This is a genomic window from Streptomyces sp. NPDC006691 (assembly GCF_042869955.1).
Classification (GTDB): domain Bacteria; phylum Actinomycetota; class Actinomycetes; order Streptomycetales; family Streptomycetaceae; genus Streptomyces.
This window is the reverse complement of sequence record NZ_JBIAGW010000011.1, coordinates 171,016-189,778: the sequence shown is the minus strand read 5'-3', so window position 1 is coordinate 189,778 and position 18,763 is coordinate 171,016. Positions and strand designations below refer to the sequence as shown.

Genomic DNA, 18,763 nt, shown 5'->3' with positions numbered 1-18,763 from the left:
TCCCGGGTGGTGGACCGGGCCCCGGTCCATCAGGCGGACTGTGATGAGGGGCGGCAGGCGGCCTTCCGCTCAGCGGGCGGGAAGGCTCAGCGGTGGGTCAGGGCCGCCTCGCCCGCCTTGCGCATGGCGTCCAGCGGGGCCGTCGGGCAGCCCGTCATCTGCTCGACCTGGAGCACGGCCTGGTGCACCAGGAGGTCGAGGCCGCCGACGACCGCTCCCCCGCGCTCCGCCCAGGCCGCCGCCAGCGCGGTCGGCCAGGGCTCGTACAGCACGTCGAAGAGGGTGCCCGCCCGCTCGGGGACGGCCGCGGCCAGCGCGTCGGTGGTGCCGGCCGGGGTGGTGGCGATGACCAGCGGCGCCTCGAAGGCCTCGGCCGCGCGCGACCAGTCGACGGTACGGACGTCGATCTCAAGGCGCTCGCCCCAGCCGCGCATCTCCTCGGCCCGCGACTCGCTGCGTACGTACGCGGTGACCGGTCCGGTGCAGATCCTGGCGAGGGCGGCGAGCGCCGAGGACGCGGTCGCGCCCGCGCCGAGGACCGCGGCGGACTCGACCCGGGTGACCCCGCGCTCCTCCAGGGCCGCGGTCATGCCCGGGATGTCGGTGTTGTCGCCGAGGCGGCGGCCGTCGTCCGTGAAGACGACGGTGTTGACCGCCTCGACCGAGGCCGCGGTGGCGCTCACCGCGTCGAGCAGCGGGATGACCGCCCGCTTCAGCGGCATCGTGAGCGAGAGCCCCGCCCACGAACCGTCGAGCCCCGCGAAGAAGCCGGAGAGTCCGGCCTCGTCGACCTCGAACCGGTCGTAGGACCAGTGGTCGAGGCCGAGTTCGGCGTACGCGGCCCGGTGCAGGACCGGGGACAGCGAGTGCGCGATGGGTGACCCGAGCACGGCCGCCCGTCGCGCGCCCTCACTGACCGGACTGGGCATTGAACTCTTCCTTCAGCTTGTTGAACTCGGCCAGGTTCTTGGCGAACTCGGTCTTGTGCATGCCGTCGGTGGCCACGAAGTACAGCCAGCCGTCGCTCGTCGGGTCCAGCGCGGCGGCCAGCGCCTCGCTGCCGGGGTTGCCGATCGGCCCCGGCGGCAGTCCGGGCCAGTGGTAGGTGTTGTACGGGTCGGTGTTGGTCTTGATCTCGGCCAGACCGATCTTGATGTTGCTCTGACCGGTGAGGTAGTTGTACGCCGAGTCGAACTGGAGCTTCTGGTTGGTCTCGGTGTTGGTCTTCTTGAGACGGTTGTAGACGACCTCGGACATCTTGCGGAAGTCGTCGTGCGTCTTGCCCTCGGCCTGTACGAGGCTGGCGACGGTGATGAGCTGCCAGGGGCCGTCCAGGTTCAGCTTCTTGGCCTCGGCCGTCAGATCCTGCTTGCCGTACTCGGAGCTGGCCCGGTTGACCATCTTCCGCAGGACGTCGTCGGGCTTCATGCCCTTGGCGACCGGGTAGCTGGCCGGGTAGAGGAACCCTTCCAGCGGGTCCTTGACGTCCTTGTGGTTCTTGGCCCAGTCGGGCAGGCCCATGCTGTCGGCCTGCTTGAGCGCGATGCCCTTGGTGGTGCCCGCCGACAGCCCCAGGCGCTTGTCGATCTCGGCGTAGACCCACGCGTTGCGTTTGCCTTCGGGAATGATGAGCGAGTTCCTGCTGCTCGGGTTGAGCATCAGCTTGATCGCGTTCGCCGCCGACATGCCCTTCTTCAGGGTGTAGGCGCCGGCCTGGATCGTCTTGCCCTTGGGGTCGTCGTTCTGGGCCTGGACGAAGGCGTCGATGCTCTTGACCACGCCGGCCTGCTTCAGCAGCTGGCCGATCTCGGAGCCGCCCGCGCCGGTCGGCACCTCGATGGTGACCGTCTCGCTGCTGCCCTCGCCCACGTAGTCGGGGGCCGCGCCGAACTTCTTCTGGTAGAAGTCGTAGCCCACATAGCCGATTCCGCCGGCGCCGACGGCGAAGATCACGGCGAGCACGAGACAGGCACGCCCGCTCTTGCCCTTCTTCTTGGTCTTGCTCCGACGGTCACGGCCACCGCCGCCGCCGGCCGCGCGGCGCGAGTCGCGCGGCTCGTCCTCATCGCCTTCGCTGTCGCCGGTGCCGGTGAAGAAGGGGTGGTTCTCCTCCTGCGGCTCGGCGTTCCACTCGTGGCCCTGCTCGGGCACCTCGGGCGTGGCGGGCGCCTGGCGCTGGCCCGGCGGCTGCGGAGGGGGATACGCCTCGGGCGTGCCGTAGAGGTCGTGGCCCTCGTCGGCATAGCCGTTGTGGTACGGGTCGGGCTGCTGGCCCGCGTACGGCATGGCCGCCTGCTCACCCGTCGCATTCCAGCCACCGTCGTACTGCTGCGGTTGCCGCGGCTGGGCCGCGTACTGCTCCGCGTACTGCTGCTGGGGGTAGCCCTGCTGGGGCTGTTCTGCGTAGCCCTGCTGCGCGTGCTGGTCCGCGTAGTGCTGCGGGGCCTGCTGGTCGCCGAAGTGCTGCTGGGCCTGCGGGTCGCCGTAGTGCTGCTGCCCGTACGGGTCCTGCGGCTGCTGCGGGTAGTACTGCTGCTGGCCCTGGTGTTGGGCCTGCTGCTGGTACTGCTCCTGCTGCTGGTAATGGCCCTGCTGCCGGCCGTCGTACGGAGCCTGACCGGAGGCAGCTTGCTGCGCTCCCCACCCCTGGTCCCCGTAGAGGGGATCCTCTGGGTGCCACGGTTCGGAGCCTTGGCTCCGGCCATACTCAGTCATCGGTCCCCTAGAGCCGCGAGGCATCCGGACGGTCCGCCTCTTGTGCTGTGCGGCGACTGTTCGAATGCCTCCGCATCGGCCGGAACGTTACCGTATCGCGATCAGATAACCACTTCGACGCCTTCGCCCGGAGCGTTACCTGACACCCGTTCGGCCTCAAGTGCGGTCTGGAGGATGATCACGGCCGCGGCCTGATCGATGACGGAACGTCCCTTCTTCGACTTCACTCCGGAGGCGCGCAGCCCCTGGCTCGCGGTCACCGTCGTCATGCGCTCGTCCACCAGCCGCACCCCGACCGGGGCGATGCCGCGCGCCAACTCCTGGGCGAAGAGGCGGACTTTGGCCGCCGCCGGGCCCTCGCCCCCGTTGAGGGAGCGGGGCAGTCCGACGACCACCTCGATCGGTTCGTACTCCTCGACGATCTGGCGCAGCCGCCGGTGGGCGGCCGGGACGTCGCGTCCCGGCACGGTCTCCACCGGCGTGGCGAGCACCCCGTCGGGGTCGCACGAGGCGACCCCGATCCGGGCGTCCCCGACATCGATCGCGAGTCGGCGTCCTCGTCGCATCAGGCGGTCTCGGCGACCTGGCGCTCGACGGCGTCGATGGCGTCGCCGATCGCGTCCGCGTTCTGGCCGCCGCCCTGGGCGACGTCCGGCTTGCCGCCGCCACCACCGCCGAGGGTCTTGGCGGCGGTACGGACCAGCTCGCCGGCCTTGAGGCCGCGCTCGCGGGCCGCCTCGTTGGTGGCGATGACGGTCACCGGGCGGCCGTTGGCCGTGGTGAACAGGGCGACGACGGCCGGGCGGTCGCCCGGGATGCGGCCGCGCACGTCCAGGACCAGCTTGCGCAGGTCGTCCGCGGAGGTGCCGTCCGGCACCTGACCGGTGACCAGCGCGGTGCCGCGGACGTCCTTGGCGGAGTCCACCAGACCGGCGGCGGCCTGGAGCACCTTCTCGGCGCGGAACTTCTCGATCTCCTTCTCGGCGTCCTTCAGTTTGCCGAGCATGGCGGAGATCTTCTCCGGAAGCTCCTCGGAACGGCCCTTGACCAGCTCCTGGAGCTGGGCGACGACCGTGTGCTCGCGCGCCAGGAAGTTGTACGCGTCGACGCCGACCAGGGCCTCGATGCGGCGCACGCCGGAGCCGATGGACGACTCGCCGAGCAGCTTCACCAGACCCAGCTGGGCGGTGTTGTGGACGTGAGTGCCACCGCACAGCTCCTTGGAGAAGTCGCCGATGGTGACCACGCGGACCCGCTCGCCGTACTTCTCGCCGAACTCGGCGATGGCGCCCTGCTTCTTGGCCTCGTCGATCGACATGACCTCGGCCTGCACGTCGAGCTCGCGGGCGAGGACCTCGTTGATCTTCTGCTCGACGTCGGTGAGGACCGTGCCGGGGACGGCGGCGGGCGAACCGAAGTCGAAGCGGAAGCGGCCCGGCGAGTTCTCGGAGCCGGCCTGGGCGGCCGTCGGGCCGAGCGCGTCGCGCAGCGCCTGGTGGGTGAGGTGGGTGGCGGAGTGGGCGCGGGCGATGGCGCGGCGGCGCTTGGTGTCGATGGCCGCGTACGCGGACGCGCCGACCGTCACCTCGCCGACCTGCACGACGCCCTTGTGCACGTGGACGCCGGGGACCGGCTTCTGCACGTCGCGGACCTCGATGACCGCGCCGCTGTCGAGCTTGATGCGGCCCTGGTCGGCGAGCTGGCCGCCGCCCTCGGCGTAGAACGGCGAGCGGTCGAGGACGACCTCGACCTCGTCGCCCTCGGTGGCGGCGGGCGAGGGCACGCCGTCCACGAGCAGGCCGACGATGGTCGACTCGTTCTCGGTGGAGGTGTACCCGGTGAAGTCCGTCGCGCCGGAGGCGTCGGCCACCTCGCGGTAGGCGGACAGGTCGGCGTGGCCGGTCTTCTTCGCGCGGGCGTCGGCCTTGGCCTGGTCGCGCTGCTGCTTCATCAGACGGCGGAAGCCGTCCTCGTCCACGGAGAGGCCCTGTTCGGCGGCCATCTCCAGGGTGAGGTCGATCGGGAAGCCCCAGGTGTCGTGGAGCAGGAACGCCTTGTCGCCGGCCAGGACCGTGCCACCGGTGGCCTTGGTCTCGGTGATGGCGGTGTCCAGGATGTTGGTGCCGCCGCGCAGCGCCTTGAGGAACGCGGCCTCCTCGGCGAGGGCCACCGTCTCGATGCGCTTGCGGTCGGTGACCAGCTCCGGGTACTGGAGGCCCATCGTCTTGATGACGACGTCGATGAGGTCCTGGACCACGGGGCCGGTGGCACCCATGAGGCGCATGTTGCGGATGGCGCGGCGCATGATGCGGCGCAGCACATAGCCGCGGCCCTCGTTGCCCGGGGTCACACCGTCGCCGATGAGCATCACGGAGGTGCGGATGTGGTCGGCGACCACGCGCATCGAGACGTCGGACTCGTGCTTGTCGCCGTAGCGGACACCGGTCAGCTCGGTGGCCTTGTCCATGACGACGCGCAGGGTGTCGGTCTCGTACATGTTCTGTACGCCCTGGAGGATCATCGCGAGGCGTTCCAGGCCGAGGCCGGTGTCGATGTTCTGCGACGGCAGGTCGCCGAGGATCGGGAAGTCCTCCTTGCCCTCGCCGGCGCCGCGCTCGTACTGCATGAAGACCAGGTTCCAGATCTCCACGTACCGCTCGTCGTTGACGGCCGGGCCGCCCTCGACGCCGAACTCGGGGCCGCGGTCGTAGTTGATCTCGGAGCAGGGGCCGCACGGCCCGGGCACGCCCATGGACCAGAAGTTGTCCTTCTTGCCGAGGCGCTGGATGCGCTCCTTCGGCACGCCGACGACGTCGTGCCAGATGCGCTCGGCCTCGTCGTCGTCCAGGTAGACGGTGATCCAGAGCTTCTCGGGCTCCAGGCCGTAGCCGCCGTCCGCCACGGAGCTGGTGAGCAGCTCCCAGGCGTACTTGATGGCGCCTTCCTTGAAGTAGTCCCCGAAGGAGAAGTTGCCGCACATCTGGAAGAACGTGCCGTGCCGGGTGGTCTTGCCGACCTCTTCGATGTCCGGCGTGCGCACGCACTTCTGCACGCTGGTGGCGCGCGGGGCGGGCGGCTTGGTCTCACCGAGGAAGTACGGCTTGAAGGGGACCATGCCCGCGTTGACGAGCAGCAGAGTCGGGTCGTCCGCGATGAGCGACGCCGAAGGGACGACGGTGTGCCCGCGCTCCTCGAAGAAGCTCAGCCAGCGGCGGCGAATCTCGGCCGACTCCATCAGTGGTCCTCATTCCGGTTGTACGAATGCTTGGTGTGCTGTTGTGGTGTGGTCTCGATGGCGACGAGACGGCGCTGCGCGGGAAGTTCGCGCGGCGGCTCGCTCTCGCCGATGCCCAGGACGTCGTTGAGCTCGGCCTCGCGCTGGGCCATGCCGGACTTGATGTCGAGGGCGAAGTCCTTGAGCCGGTGACCGGCCTCGACCGCCTTGTCGGCGGTGCGCGCGGCCAGGCTCTCCGGGGTCAGCTGCTTCAGCTTCCGGTTGACCTTGGTGGTGGCCCAGACTCCGGCGGCAGCGCCCGCGGTGAACCAGAACGTACGGCGGAACATCGCAGCGTCAGCCCTTTCGCTTGGAGCGCCGCGCGGACGGCACGGTCCGCCCGACGATCACGGTACGGCGGCTCTCCCGGGCGGGTGCCTCGGCGGGGGCGGCGCCCTTGCGGCCGATGGCCCGGCGCACCCCGTAGCCGAAGGCGGCGACCTTCACCAGGGGGCCGCCGAAGGTGGAGGCGACGGTGGTGGAGAGCGCGGAGGCGTTGGAGGTGACCTCCTGGACGTCGGACGCGATCGCGTCGACGCGGTCCAGCTGGGTCTGCGCCGAGCGCACCGCGCTCGACGCGTCCGCGAGCAGGGGGACGGCCTGGTCGGTCACGTCCGCGACCAGCTTGGTCGTCGCCTTCAGCGTCTGGGCCAGCCTCACGAGAACGACCGCGAGGAAGGACACCAGGATCGCCCAGAAGACGGCCACCAGGATCCCGGCCACCTCTCCACCGGACACTTGCACCGCTCCCCGCAACCCGTCGGAACCCGAAAACCTCGAAAAAGGTAGTCCTCCGACCCTATCGCGCCGCGGATGGCTTCCCGTACCGCGTTCCCGCCCGCCACCGGCGGAGTCGAGCAAGCCGATTGTACGCAGTGCATACCCTTGAGTACGCTGCGTGTTCCATGCGCTCCCATGTGCCCGCGGAGTTGAACCGCTTCGTCGGGCGAGACCGAGAACTGGCCCGTCTCGACCGGCTGCTCAGCGATGCGCGCATGGTCACGGTGACCGGCGTCGGTGGAGTGGGCAAGACCCGCCTGGCCCTGCGGGCCGCGGCCGTGGCGGTGGAGCAGGAACGGTACAGCGGGGGCGTCCGCCTGGTGGAGCTGTCCGCCCTCACCGATCCCGCGCTCCTCGACCACGCGGTCGTCGAGGCGCTCGGCCTGACCGATCACACGGCCAGGGCTCCGCGCCGGCTGCTCCTCGACCATCTCGCGGAGCGTGAACTCCTGCTGGTCGTCGACGGGTTCGAGCAGCTGGTGGAGGGTTGCGCCGAGCTGGTGCGGGAGCTCCTCCGGGGCTGCCCGCGGCTGCGGGTGCTCGCCGCCGGGCGGCTGCCGCTGCGGATCGAGGGCGAGCGGGTCTGCGCGCTGGCGCCGATGGACGAGGACGACGCGCTGCTGCTCTTCGCCGAGCGCGCGGCCGAGGCCAGGGGCGGGGAGCGGGCGGCCGAGGCCCGGGGTACGGCGGCCGCCGAGCTGTGCCGGCGGCTCGACGGGATTCCGCTCGCCCTGGAACTCGCGGCCGGACGGCTCGGGACGCTCTCGGTGGAGCAGCTTCTTCGCCGCCTCGACGACCGGTTCCGGCTGCTCACCGGCGGCGGCCGGGGTGCGCTCCCCCGTCACCGGACCCTGCGGACGGCCATCGGCTGGAGCCACGAGCTGTGCACGGGGGCGCAGCGGCTGCTGTGGGCGCGGCTCTCGGTGTTCGCGGGCTCCTTCGATCTGGAGGCCGTCGAGTACATCTGCGTGGGCTCGGATCTGCCGCAGCACGACATCCTCGACGTCCTCGGCGAGCTGCTCGACCAGTCGGTGGTGGTGCGCGAGGACGGCCCGGGCGGCATCCGCTACCGGCTGCTCGACACGGTCCGTGAGTACGGCGCCGAGTGGCTGGCGGCGACCGGGGACGCGGAGCGGCTGCACCGGCGTCACCGCGACTGGTACCTGGGGCTCGCCACCTGGTGCGAACTGGACTGGTTCAGCCCCCGCCAGGCGGAGGTGGCCGCCCGGGTGGAGGGCGAACTGCCCAATCTGCGGGCCGCGATGGAGTTCTCGCTCGGCGCGTCCGATGACGTGCACCTGGCCCAGTACCTGGCGGGCACGCTCTGGTTCTACTGGACCGGCTGCGGGCGGCTCGCCGAGGGACGGCACTGGCTGACCCAGGTCCTGGACACCCGGGGCGAGCACGACAGCGCGCGGCTCAAGGCGCTGTGGGTGCTCGGCTATGTGGCGGTGCTCCAGGGCGACGCGGTGGCGGCGATCGCGGCACTCCAGGAGTGCCGCGAGGCGGCCGAGCTGCGCGGCGACCCGGTGGCGGTGGCGTACGCCGTGCACCGCACGGGGTGTCTGGCCCTGGTCACCGACGACATGCCGCGCGCCGAGGAGCTCATCCGCGCCGCCCTGGCCGGATATGAGGAGGTCGGCGAGCTCAACGGCAATGTGCTGATGGGCCGGGTCGAGATGGCGATGGCGGTGGGCTTCCGGGGCCGCCTGGACGAGGCCGTCTCGGTGTGCGAGCAGGTCGTGGAGGTCTGCGAGGACCACGGCGAGCGCTGGGTTCGCGCGTATGCGCTGTACGTCCTGGCGTACGTGGCCTGGTACCGCGGCGATCCGGAGCGGGCGCGTGCCCTGCTGCGGGAGACCCTCGCGATCAGTCATGCCTTCCACGACCTGGTGGCCACGGTGCTCACCTTGGAGCTGCTCGCGCTCGTCGAAGTGGACACCGGGGACCCGGTGGAGGCGGCGGTGCTCCAGGGCGCGGCGGAACGGATCTGGCCGTCGGTGGGCCTGCCGCTGTTCGGCTCGGCGTACTTCTACGCCGCGCACGTGCTGTGCGAGGAGCGCACCCGCGAGCGGCTCGGCGACACGGCGTACGAGGAGTACCGGCGGCGCGGCACCTCGATCGACCTGGAGGCCGCGGTGGCACGGGCGCTGGGAGCGCGTCAACCGGCGGACGGGGCAGGGGAGTTGGCACCCGCACGGGAGGGGCGGGGGCCGGAGGAGCCCGCACATGCGGAAGCCCGCCGCCTCCCGCTCCGTGCGGAGCGGGGGGACGGCGGGCTGAAGCGCTGAGGCTCCGGTACGACGCCTGGATCAGCGGGCGTAGTACTCGACGACGAGCTGCTCGTCGCAGATGACCGGGATTTCCTTGCGGTTCGGGTCGCGGTCCAGGCGGAAGGCCAGGGCCTTCAGGTTCACCTGGAGGTAGCGCGGGGTCTCGCCCTCGCCGGCGTAGCCACCCTCGCGGGCGACCTGGAAGGGAACCTTCTCGCGGCTGCGCTCGCGGACGGTCACGACGTCGTCCGGACGGACACGGAACGACGGCTTGTCGACCTTGCCACCGTTGACCTGGATGTGACCGTGCACGACCATCTGGCGGGCCTGGTAGATGGTGCGGGCGATGCCCGAACGCAGGACCAGGGCGTCGAGGCGACGCTCAAGCTCGACGACCAGCGCCTCGCCCGTCTTGCCCTCGGCCTTCTTGGCGCGGTCGTAGGCACGCGCCATCTGGCGCTCGCTGATGTCGTACTGGGCGCGCAGGCGCTGCTTCTCCAGCAGACGGACCTTGTAGTCCGAGTTCTGCTTGCGGCCACGGCCGTGCTCGCCCGGCGGGTAGGGGCGGGCCTCGAAGTACTTGACGGCCTTCGGCGTCAGCGCGATGCCGAGCGCACGAGACTTCTTGACCTTGGGACGCGACTGGTTAGGCACGTTCTCCAAACCTCCATGGTTGGGTTAGGTTAGGCTCACCTTACTCAAGGAGATCGCATGTCTCGTCCGGGGAACACCAGTCACATCACGGACAGCACGAAGAAGGTCGGCCAGACGCCGCTCTCGCGGGAGGCCGACTCTCCCGACTCCTCAGGAGCCGGGCACGTGACGGAGGTCCGATCAGATCGTGGTCAGCCGCGTCCCAGCGGACTTGAAATCGCGCGGATGCCGTCAGCAGCCGAGCGCACACGAACTCTCGTACAGAGTACCTGCTCGGCGGTGCTGCTCGTACCGGGCCTTGCGAGCGCCCGTCCGGAGCAGCTCGTGGCCGACGAACGCGGCGTCGGCCCCGACGGCGATCTGTTCCTGACCTACCCCGCCGATTCCCCGGCGGTACGGGCCGCCACGCACGCACAGGACGACGAGGTCCCGGCCGTCCTGGAACTCGCGGATGTGGCTCCGGTCTCCGTCCCCCACCGTATCCGGGGCCGCGCCTGGGTCTCCGGCTGGCTGACCCTGCTGCCCGGCCGGGCGGGACCGGGGCGCATGACGCTCCGCCTCGAAGTGGGCGAGGCCTACGTGGACGACCTCTGGGGCGCCGCGGCGGTGGACCCGGAGGACTTCGCCCGGGCGACGCCCGACCCACTGGTGCGGCACGAGCCCGAACTCCTCCAGCACCTCGCGGCCGTCCACGGCGAGCAGCTGGGTCTGCTGTGCGGACTGGTCGAGCGCGCGGGCGTGGCACGGGTCACTCCGCTGGCGCTCGACCGGTTCGGGCTGCGGGTGCGTTTCGGCCACGCCGACGGTCACACCTTCGACGCGCGCTTCGACTTCCCCGAACCGGTGGCCGACATCACGGCCCTGCGCCGCGCGATGCATCAGCTCTTCGAGGCCGCGGCGGGCTGAGCACCGTCCGGTCAGCCGCAGCCGGCCAGCATGTCCTGGAGAGCCGCCTTCTCCGGCGGGGTCACGGTCAGCCGGTACTTGGCCTTGATGCCGACCCAGCGGCGCGCGTACTCGCACCAGTACGCGTGGCGCGGCGGCTTCCACTTGTCCGGGGTCAGGCTGCTCTTGTCGTAGTTGGTCTGCTTGTCGGTGGCGAGCAGGACGTCCAGGTCGTTGGCGTACTCCAGGCGGCGCTGCGGGCTCCAGGCCCAGGCGCCGGCCCGCCAGGCCGCGCCGAGCGCCACGACGTGGTCGGTCTGGATCTGGGAGGCCCGGCGGTAGTAGTACGGCAGCGACTTTCCGGTGTAGGGGTCGTGCAGCGTGCCGGAGACCACCACACAGGGGTTGCGGTCGCCCTGCTTCAGGTCGGAGAGGTCGCGCCGCAGTACGTCGTCGCGGGTGTCGCAGCCGTTGCGTCCGCCGGGGGCGTCGGTGTCATCGGACCAGGTCTCGCCGAACTCGGCCCGGCGGTACGTCTCCCAGTGCTGCCCCCAGCCGACTTCGAGCCGCCCCAGCTGGTCCCGGGCGGTGACGGGATCCGGCGGGAATCCCGCGCTCGTGAGGGGGACGGCGGAGACGCGGGCCGCCGTATCGGCGTGGGCCGTCTCCGCCGCGGGACGGCCCGCGCAGCCGGACACCGCGAGCAGCAGCGCGGCACCGAGCAGGACCGCGGGGCGGAGCGAGGTCATGGGCCGAGCGTAGATCCGGCCCCGCGTACCTGCCCGCCGCGCCGACGACGGGACGCGGCCCGCACCCCCGCAGGCCCGCCCGTCCCGATGGCCCCCGTCGGTGCTGACAGGGGCGCGGGGGTGCCGCGCGACCGGCCGCCCCGGCCCGCAGCCGAACGATACCCCCGAGGGGGTGGGGGCCCACCCCCTACCCCTCGCGGCGCGCCCAGCTACTCCTCGCCGCGCGCCAAACGCTCCCGGACCTTCTCCACCACGTCCGCGTACCGTGCCTCCGCCCCGTACCGCGTCGGCTCGTAGTAGCGCTTGTCGGCCACCGCGTCCGGTGCGTACTGCTGGGAGGCGATCGCTCCGGGGACGTCGTGCGGGTAGACGTAGCCCTGGGCATGGCCCAGCTTGGCCGCGCCCTTGTAGTGGCCGTCGCGCAGATGGGGCGGGACCGGGCCGGCGAGCCCGGCCCGGACGTCCGCCATCGCGGCGGCGATCGCCGTCGTCGCGGAGTTGGACTTCGGGGCGAGCGCCAGCGCGATCGTGGCGTGGCTCAGTGTCAGGGCCGCCTCGGGGAAGCCGATGAGGGCCACGGCCTGGGCGGCCGCCACGGCCGTCGGCAGTGCGGTGGGATCCGCCAGGCCGATGTCCTCGCTCGCGGAGATGATCAGGCGCCGGGCGATGAAGCGGGGGTCCTCGCCCGCTTCGATCATCCGGGCCAGATAGTGCAGCGCCGCGTCCACGTCCGAGCCGCGGATCGATTTGATCAGCGCGCTCGCCACGTCGTAGTGCTGGTCGCCGCCCTTGTCGTACTTCACCGCCGCACGGTCGACGGTCTCTTCGAGCGTCTGGAGCGTGATCTCCTGCTCGGACTTGGCGAGGGCCGAACCGGCCGCCGCCTCCAGGGCGGTCAGCGCACGGCGGGCGTCGCCGCCCGCGATGCGCAGCAGGTGCGACTCCGCGTCCGCCGGCAGGGTGACCGCGGAGCCGAGGCCGCGCTCCTCGCCCAGCGCCCGCCGCACCAGGGCCCGCAGGTCGTCGTCGGTGAGCGGTTCGAGCGTGAGCAGGAGGGAGCGGGAGAGCAGCGGTGAGATCACCGAGAAGTACGGGTTCTCCGTCGTGGCCGCGATCAGCGTGACCCAGCGGTTCTCGACGGCGGGGAGCAGTGAGTCCTGCTGGGCCTTGGAGAAGCGGTGGATCTCGTCGAGGAAGAGGACGGTCTCCTTGCCGAAGCCGCCGATGGCGCGGCGCGCTCCGTCGATGACCGCGCGGACCTCCTTGACCCCGGCGGTGATGGCCGAGAGCTCCACGAACCGCTTGTTCGTGGCCTTGGAGACCACGTACGCCAGCGTCGTCTTGCCCGTACCGGGCGGGCCCCACAGGATCACCGAGGACGGGCCGGCCGGGCCGCCGGCCCCCTCCCCCACGAGGCGGCGCAGCGGCGAGCCCTGTTTCAGGAGGTGCTGCTGGCCCACCACCTCGTCGAGGACGCGCGGACGCATCCGTACGGCCAGAGGGCTGCCCGCCGGGTCTTTCTCCTGGCGGTCCTCCGCTGCTGCGGTGAAAAGATCGGGTTCCACGCCCACGACCTTATGGCACCGCACTGACAACGCCGTCTGAGCTGCGAAAACGCCCAGGGGCCGTCAGCTGGTCCAGAAGTCCCACCAGCGGGTCAGGATCAGCATGCCGATGATGCCGACGTGCAGCACCGGAAAGACCCAGGTGAACTCGGCCAGGAAGTTCTTCGCCCAGCCCGGCGCCGGCAGCAGCCCCTTGCGGAGGTTGAAGGAGGTCACGTACCAGAACATGAAGATGGTGGCGACCCAGGCCAGGCAGCACCACAGGCACAGCGAGTTGATCCGGTACAGGGACTCGAACTGGAGCCAGGTGACGAATCCGACGCCGAACAGGGTGCCGGCGTTGAAGGTCAGCCAGTACCAGCGGCGGAAGCGGGCGCCCGCCAGGACGCTCATGCCGACGCAGATGACCATGCCGTAGGCGACCAGACCCAGCATCGGGTTCGGGAAGCCGAAGGCGGCCGCCTGCTCGCTCTTCATGATGTTGCCGCAGGAGACGACCGGGTTGAGGCTGCACCCCGGCACGAAGTTCGGGTTCTCCAGGAGCTTGAACTTGTCGAGCGTGATGACCCAGGCCGCCACCAGACCGGCCGCACCCGTGATCACGAGCAGCCAGGCGAAGGCGCGGCTGCCGCCGATCGCCCCCTTGCCGCTGACCTCGGGGTGGCCGGAGTCGGAGGAGACGTCGTCAAGTGTTGTGGTCATAGCGCCGGTCCGTCATCCCGTCATCGTGGTCGCCTGTGCTGCCGGGGCCTCATTGTGCCGCACGGGACACTCTGTCCACCGTTCGATGGGGATAAGTACGGCCGGGGGTTGGGTACGGCGCCGTGCCGGGCCGTACCCAATCCGCCGGTCAGGCCAGCCGCTCCTGAAGGGTCGTCAGGACGTCGTCGAGGCGCACCGGCCCCTGCTCCCCCGACTCCATGTCCTTGAGCTGGGCCACGCCCTCCGCGAGGTCGCGCTCACCCACGACCAGGGTGAACCGGGCCCCGCTGCGGTTCGCGTTCTTCATCGCGCCCTTCAGGCCCTTCGAGCCGAAGGAGAAGTCCGCCGCGATGCCGGCCCGCCGCAGCTCCGTCACCTTGGCGAAGAGCACACGTCGCGCCTCCTCGCCGAGCGGGACCGCGAACACGCTGGTCGCGGCGGGGAGTTCGAGGGTGACGCCCTCGGCCTCCAGGGCCAGGACCGTGCGGTCGACGCCGAGGGCCCAGCCCACCGACGGCAGGGCGGGGCCGCCGATCATCTCGGAGAGACCGTCGTAGCGGCCGCCGCCGCCGACCGCGGACTGCGAACCCAGACCGTCGTGGACGAACTCGAACGTCGTGCGGGTGTAGTAGTCGAGGCCGCGCACCAGACGCGGGTCGTCCTCGTATGCCACGCCCTGTGCCGTCAGGAGCGCGCGCACCTCCTCGTGGTACGCCTTGCACGCGTCGCACAGGTAGTCGCGCAGCAGCGGCGCGTCCGCCAGCTGCTTCTGGACCGCTTCCCGCTTGTCGTCGAGCACCCGCAGCGGGTTGATCTCGGCCCGGCGCAGGGTGTCCTCGTCGAGGTCGAGCCCGCGCAGGAACTCCTGGAGCGCGGCGCGGTAGACCGGCCGGCACTCCTTGTCGCCCAGCGAGTTCAGCAGGATGCGGAACTCGCGCAGGCCGAGCGAGCGGTACGCGTCGTCGGCCAGGACGATCAGCTCGGCGTCGAGCGCCGGGTCCTCGGCACCGATCGCCTCCGCACCCACCTGCGAGAAGTGGCGGTAGCGGCCCTTCTGCGGGCGCTCGTAGCGGTAGTACGAGCCCGAGTACCAGAGCTTGACGGGGAGGTTGCCCGCCTTGTGCAGATTGGCCTCAAGGGCCGCGCGCAGCACGGAGGCGGTGCCCTCGGGGCGCAGGGCGAGCCGGTCGCCGCCCTTGGTCTCGAAGGCGTACATCTCCTTCGTGACGATGTCGGTGGACTCGCCGACCCCGCGCGCGAAGAGCTCGACGTTCTCGAAGCCGGGGGTCTCGATGTAGCCGTAGCCCGACCGCTTCAGGGGCGCCGAGATGGCCTCGCGCACCGCGAGGAAGCGCGCCGAGTCCGGCGGGATCAGGTCGTAGGTGCCCTTGGGGGCCTGGAAGGTGCTCATGGGAAGGCTTCTCGTCACATTCCTCGTCGGGGAGAGGCGATGCCCTCTCCCTGGCCGGCGGCCACCTGCCGCAGATACGGGTTGGTGGCGCGCTCCTGGCCGATGGTCGTCTGGGAGCCGTGGCCGGACAGCACCACGGTCGAGTCGTCGAGCGGCAGGCACACACGGCCCAGCGATTCGAGGAGCTCGACGTGGCTGCCGCCGGGCAGGTCGGTGCGTCCGACGGAGCCGGCGAAGAGCAGGTCGCCCGAGAACAGGATCGGAGGAATGTCCTCCGCCTCGGGCAGCCCGAACGTCACCGACCCCTTGGTATGGCCGGGCGCGTGCGACACGGTGAGCTCCATGCCGGCGAGCGCCAGCCTGGCGCCGTCGGTGAGCTCCTTGACGTCGTCCGGCTCCCCCACGGTCAGCTCGCCCATGAGCTGGGCGCCGAAGGCACGGCCGAGGGCCTTCTCCGGGTCGCTCATCATGTAGCGGTCGTCGGGGTGGATCCAGGCGGGTACGTCGTGGGCTCCGCAGACCGGGACGACCGAGGCGCAGTGGTCGATGTGGCCGTGGGTGAGGACGACGGCGACGGGCTTGAGCCGATGCTTCTTCAGCGTTTCCTCGACGCCCTGGGCGGCCTGGTGGCCGGGGTCGATGATCACGCATTCCTCGCCTGCGGCGGGGGCGACCAGGTAGCAGTTGGTCCCCCAGGCCCCGGCGGGGAACCCGGCAATCAGCACGATCGTCCTCGATTTCTTGCGCGGCGGGTGATTACGGCTGTTCAGAGCCTACCGGCGCCGCTCGGGTCACAGCGAACCCATATACGGTACGGGTCACAGTCAGCTCGTACGCACGTACCCGCACCCCACGAGACCGCACAAGGAGACGACCGGTGGTCAGCAGCGAACAGCGTCGGCGCCAGCTCGCGCGCGAGAAGTTCGAGCGGCAGCAGCAGCGCCGGGAGACGGCCCGGCGCAAGGCCAGGCGCCGCAACACGGTCATCGCGGCCGCCCTCGCGGTGGTCGTGGCGGCGGGCGGCGCCGCCTTCGCGACGGGAGCGTTCTCCAGCGACGGCAAGAAGTCGGACACCGCGGCTCCCTCCAACAGCCCGTCCCCGTCGGCCAGTTCGACGCCCGAGCCGAAGATGGCCGTGGACGCCAAGGCCAAGTACGACATGGCCCTGAAGACGAACACCGGCGACGTCAGGATCGCGATGGACGCGGCGAAGACCCCGCACACCGTGAACTCCTTCAAGTACCTCGCCGACAAGGGGTACTTCAACAACACCAAGTGCCACCGACTCACCACCCAGGGCATCTACGTGCTCCAGTGCGGCGACCCGCAGGGCACCGGTTCGGGCGGCCCCGGCTACACGATCCCGGACGAGAACCTGAGCGGCCTGGGCAAGGCGGGCGCGGACGGCACGGTGACCTACCCGGCGGGCACGGTCGCGATGGCCAATACCGGCCAGGCGCACACCGGCGGCAGCCAGTTCTTCCTGGTCTACAAGGACAGCAAGCTGCCGCCCACCTACACGCCGTTCGGCACGATGGACGCGGCCGGTCTGAAGGCCGTCCAGGACGTCGCCAAGGAAGGCGTGGAGGGCGGCGCGGGCGACGGGGCGCCCAAGAAGGCCGTCACCATCGAGAAGGCCGCCGTCACCAAGGAGTGACGCCGCCGGCCGCCCGGCACCGAGCGTGAACCGCTGAATTCGGCCGCGCTGAGTGCGGACAGCCGGGCGGCCGGTCGCCTAGATTGGCGTTGTGCAGCGCGGGCTCGTACCGCGCTGTGGAGGGCGGGCGAGGCCCGCCGGGAACCTGTGGACGATGCCCCGGGGGGCGAACCCCCCGCGCAGGCATCATGTGGAGGAGGCGCTGTGAGCAGCGACCCGTGGGGCCGTGTCGACGAGACGGGCACCGTGTATGTGCGTACAGCCGAGGGCGAAGTGGTCGTCGGATCGTGGCAGGCGGGCTCTCCCGCGGAGGCCCTGGCCTACTTCGAGCGCAAGTACGAGGGCCTGGTTGTCGAGATCGGCCTCCTCGAACGACGGGTGAAGACCACCGACCTGTCGGCGAAGGACGCGCAGACCGCGATCGACCACCTGCGCTCGCAGGTGGACGAGCATCACGCGGTCGGTGACCTCGACGCGTTGCGGGGGCGCCTCGACAAGCTCGTCAAGACCGTCGAGTCGCGTCGCGAGGAGCGCAAGGTCCAGAAGGCCAAGCAGACCGACGAGGCCAAGCACGCCAAGGAGGCTCTGGTCGCGGAGGCCGAGGAGCTGGCGCAGAGCGAGCAGTGGCGCTCGGCGGGCGAGCGGCTGCGTGCCCTGGTGGACACCTGGAAGGGTCTGCCGCGTCTGGACCGCAAGTCCGACGACGAGCTGTGGCACCGCTTCTCGCACGCCCGCTCGGCGTTCTCCAAGCGCCGCAAGGCGCACTTCGCTTCGCTCGACGCGCAGCGCGAGGACGCCCGCAAGGTCAAGGAGAAGCTGGTCGTCGAGGCCGAGGCGCTCTCGGGCTCCACGGACTGGGGCACGACGGCCGCGCGCTACCGCGACCTGATGGCCGAGTGGAAGGCCGCGGGCCGTGCCCAGCGCGAGGCCGAGGACGAGCTGTGGAACCGCTTCCGCGGCGCCCAGGACGTCTTCTTCGCCGCACGCAGCGGGGTGTTCGCGGAGCGCGACGCCGAGCAGATCGAGAACCTGAAGCTCAAGGAGGAGCTGGCCGTCGAGGCCGAGAAGATCCTCCCGGTGCGGGACCTGAAGGCGGCCCGCGCCGCGTTCCGCTCGGTGAACGAGCGCTGGGAGGCCATCGGCCACGTACCGCGGGACGCGCGTCCCAAGGTCGAGGGCCGGATGCACGCCGTGGAGCGCGCGATCCAGGAGGCCGAGGAGGCCGAGTGGCGTCGTACGAACCCGGAGGCGCGGGCGCGCGCCGCGGGTCTCACCGGTCAGCTCCAGGACGCCGTCGACAAGCTGCACCGCCAGATCGACGCCGCCCGTGCGTCCGGCAACGACGCGAAGGCGGACAAGCTGGCCCGTGAGCTGGAGGGCCGTCAGGCCCTGCTCGACCAGGCGCTGAAGGGTCTTGAGGAGTTCGGCGGCTGATCCCGGCCCCGCCCCCTGCCTGAGGCCCCCCAACCCGAAAGGGCACGGGGGCCTCACGCATGTGCCCCGGCGAAGCACCGGCCTCAGCCCCGAAGGGGCGCGCCACACGGCACCGGGCGTCCTACGGCGGCGCGGGGCTGTGCCGTTGCGCGGCTCCGCCACGACGGGCGCGACGGGTCGGTGGCACTGGGCGCCCTACAGGGGCGCGAGGCTACGACATTGCCCGGCTCCGCCACGGCGAGCGCGACGGGGTCGACGGTGCTGGACGCGCCCTACAGGGGCGCGGGGAACTGCGCGATCAGCCCCGCACGGTCCGCAGCCGAAAGCGAAGGGCCCTGGGGCTCCGCCCCAGACCCCGGGAGGCACCCCACCCCGCCCCTTCCCGAAACCCTCCGGGAGTGAAAAGGATCCTGGGGCTCCGCCCCAGACCCCGTTCGCGCCTGAAGGGCGCTCGTCCTCAAGCGCCGGACGGGCTGAGGTAGCCCCTGCCGAGCCCCCGCCACGGGCAGAGAGAACTCCGCGGACGGCCAGGCGCGCCCCCGGTCCCCGCATGCAGCGCCGGACGGGCCGAGGTGGCCCTTGCCGAGCCCCGCCAGGGGCACGGGGAACTCCGGGGACAGCCACGCCCCCGGGGACCCCGCATACAGCGCCCGAACGGGCCGAG

15 protein-coding genes and 1 pseudogene are annotated in these 18,763 nt (G+C 71.2%); 4 read left to right on the top strand and 12 right to left on the bottom strand.

The window, feature by feature from the left end; translation table 11 throughout:
- Positions 1-86 precede the first annotated feature (86 nt).
- The 6 genes from ACFYNP_RS24115 to ACFYNP_RS24090 form a co-directional block, all read right to left on the bottom strand.
- Positions 87-929, bottom strand: a complete 843-nt coding sequence (locus ACFYNP_RS24115) for a shikimate dehydrogenase (protein ID WP_388411627.1) — start codon at positions 927-929, stop codon at positions 87-89.
- On the bottom strand, positions 910-2,715 hold the full coding sequence (mltG, locus tag ACFYNP_RS24110; RefSeq protein ID WP_388787972.1) for an endolytic transglycosylase MltG: 1,806 nt from the start codon (positions 2,713-2,715) through the stop codon (positions 910-912). The genes ACFYNP_RS24115 and mltG overlap by 20 nt, the downstream gene beginning before the upstream one ends.
- A gap of 101 nt (positions 2,716-2,816) precedes the next feature.
- Positions 2,817-3,281: a Holliday junction resolvase RuvX gene (gene ruvX, locus ACFYNP_RS24105; RefSeq protein WP_388787969.1), complete on the bottom strand. Its 465-nt coding sequence runs from the start codon at positions 3,279-3,281 to the stop codon at positions 2,817-2,819.
- Positions 3,281-5,950: an alanine--tRNA ligase gene (gene alaS / locus ACFYNP_RS24100; protein WP_388787967.1), complete on the bottom strand. Its 2,670-nt coding sequence runs from the start codon at positions 5,948-5,950 to the stop codon at positions 3,281-3,283. Before alaS ends, ruvX begins: the two co-directional genes overlap by 1 nt.
- Complete coding sequence (locus tag ACFYNP_RS24095; protein ID WP_388411619.1) at positions 5,950-6,279, bottom strand: DUF6167 family protein; 330 nt, start codon at positions 6,277-6,279, stop codon at positions 5,950-5,952. The genes alaS and ACFYNP_RS24095 overlap by 1 nt, the downstream gene beginning before the upstream one ends.
- 7 nt (positions 6,280-6,286) lie before the next feature.
- A complete protein-coding gene (locus tag ACFYNP_RS24090; protein WP_382600232.1) occupies positions 6,287-6,727 on the bottom strand; it encodes a DUF948 domain-containing protein in 441 nt (146 codons plus the stop codon).
- A 167-nt stretch (positions 6,728-6,894) separates the two neighbouring features.
- Here ACFYNP_RS24090 and ACFYNP_RS24085 point away from each other — a divergent pair.
- A pseudogene (locus ACFYNP_RS24085) lies at positions 6,895-9,052 on the top strand (ATP-binding protein).
- Positions 9,053-9,081: 29 nt separating this feature from the next.
- Here ACFYNP_RS24085 and rpsD read toward each other — a convergent pair.
- Complete coding sequence (gene rpsD, locus ACFYNP_RS24080; protein ID WP_053723667.1) at positions 9,082-9,696, bottom strand: 30S ribosomal protein S4; 615 nt, start codon at positions 9,694-9,696, stop codon at positions 9,082-9,084.
- 225 nt (positions 9,697-9,921) lie between these two features.
- Here rpsD and ACFYNP_RS24075 point away from each other — a divergent pair, with 225 nt between their 5' ends.
- Positions 9,922-10,602 (top strand): DUF2470 domain-containing protein, encoded by a 681-nt coding sequence (locus ACFYNP_RS24075; RefSeq protein ID WP_388787964.1) that lies wholly within the window; start codon positions 9,922-9,924, stop codon positions 10,600-10,602.
- A gap of 11 nt (positions 10,603-10,613) precedes the next feature.
- On the opposite strand, the gene ACFYNP_RS24070 is transcribed toward ACFYNP_RS24075, so the two are convergent.
- From ACFYNP_RS24070 to ACFYNP_RS24050, 5 genes are all read right to left on the bottom strand, one after another.
- Positions 10,614-11,330, bottom strand: coding sequence for an HNH endonuclease family protein (locus tag ACFYNP_RS24070; protein WP_388787962.1), 717 nt, complete (start codon positions 11,328-11,330; stop codon positions 10,614-10,616).
- 209 nt (positions 11,331-11,539) lie between these two features.
- On the bottom strand, positions 11,540-12,895 hold the full coding sequence (locus ACFYNP_RS24065; protein ID WP_388411608.1) for a replication-associated recombination protein A: 1,356 nt from the start codon (positions 12,893-12,895) through the stop codon (positions 11,540-11,542).
- 63 nt (positions 12,896-12,958) lie between these two features.
- Positions 12,959-13,597: a vitamin K epoxide reductase family protein gene (locus tag ACFYNP_RS24060; protein WP_388787961.1), complete on the bottom strand. Its 639-nt coding sequence runs from the start codon at positions 13,595-13,597 to the stop codon at positions 12,959-12,961.
- 148 nt (positions 13,598-13,745) lie between these two features.
- Entirely contained in the window at positions 13,746-15,008 is a 1,263-nt protein-coding gene (gene hisS / locus ACFYNP_RS24055) for a histidine--tRNA ligase (protein ID WP_388787959.1), read from the bottom strand.
- 14 nt (positions 15,009-15,022) lie between these two features.
- Entirely contained in the window at positions 15,023-15,733 is a 711-nt protein-coding gene (locus ACFYNP_RS24050) for an MBL fold metallo-hydrolase (RefSeq protein ID WP_388787957.1), read from the bottom strand.
- Positions 15,734-15,885: 152 nt separating this feature from the next.
- Between ACFYNP_RS24050 and ACFYNP_RS24045 the strand changes: the two genes are divergently transcribed.
- Together ACFYNP_RS24045 and ACFYNP_RS24040 are read left to right on the top strand one after the other, a co-directional pair.
- A complete protein-coding gene (locus ACFYNP_RS24045) occupies positions 15,886-16,665 on the top strand; it encodes a peptidylprolyl isomerase (protein WP_388787954.1) in 780 nt (259 codons plus the stop codon).
- Positions 16,666-16,869: 204 nt separating this feature from the next.
- Positions 16,870-18,099: a DUF349 domain-containing protein gene (locus ACFYNP_RS24040; protein ID WP_388411599.1), complete on the top strand. Its 1,230-nt coding sequence runs from the start codon at positions 16,870-16,872 to the stop codon at positions 18,097-18,099.
- Positions 18,100-18,763: the final 664 nt, after the last annotated feature.

Coding starts and splice junctions, on each gene's coding strand:
- alaS (WP_388787967.1), bottom strand. CDS start 5,950: ATGGAGTCGGCCGAGATTCGCCGCCGCTGGCTGAGCTTCTTCGAGGAG.
- ACFYNP_RS24075 (WP_388787964.1), top strand. CDS start 9,922: ATGCCGTCAGCAGCCGAGCGCACACGAACTCTCGTACAGAGTACCTGC.
- ACFYNP_RS24115 (WP_388411627.1), bottom strand. CDS start 929: ATGCCCAGTCCGGTCAGTGAGGGCGCGCGACGGGCGGCCGTGCTCGGG.
- hisS (WP_388787959.1), bottom strand. CDS start 15,008: ATGAGCACCTTCCAGGCCCCCAAGGGCACCTACGACCTGATCCCGCCG.
- ruvX (WP_388787969.1), bottom strand. CDS start 3,281: ATGCGACGAGGACGCCGACTCGCGATCGATGTCGGGGACGCCCGGATC.
- ACFYNP_RS24095 (WP_388411619.1), bottom strand. CDS start 6,279: ATGTTCCGCCGTACGTTCTGGTTCACCGCGGGCGCTGCCGCCGGAGTC.
- ACFYNP_RS24060 (WP_388787961.1), bottom strand. CDS start 13,597: ATGACCACAACACTTGACGACGTCTCCTCCGACTCCGGCCACCCCGAG.
- ACFYNP_RS24070 (WP_388787962.1), bottom strand. CDS start 11,330: ATGACCTCGCTCCGCCCCGCGGTCCTGCTCGGTGCCGCGCTGCTGCTC.
- mltG (WP_388787972.1), bottom strand. CDS start 2,715: ATGACTGAGTATGGCCGGAGCCAAGGCTCCGAACCGTGGCACCCAGAG.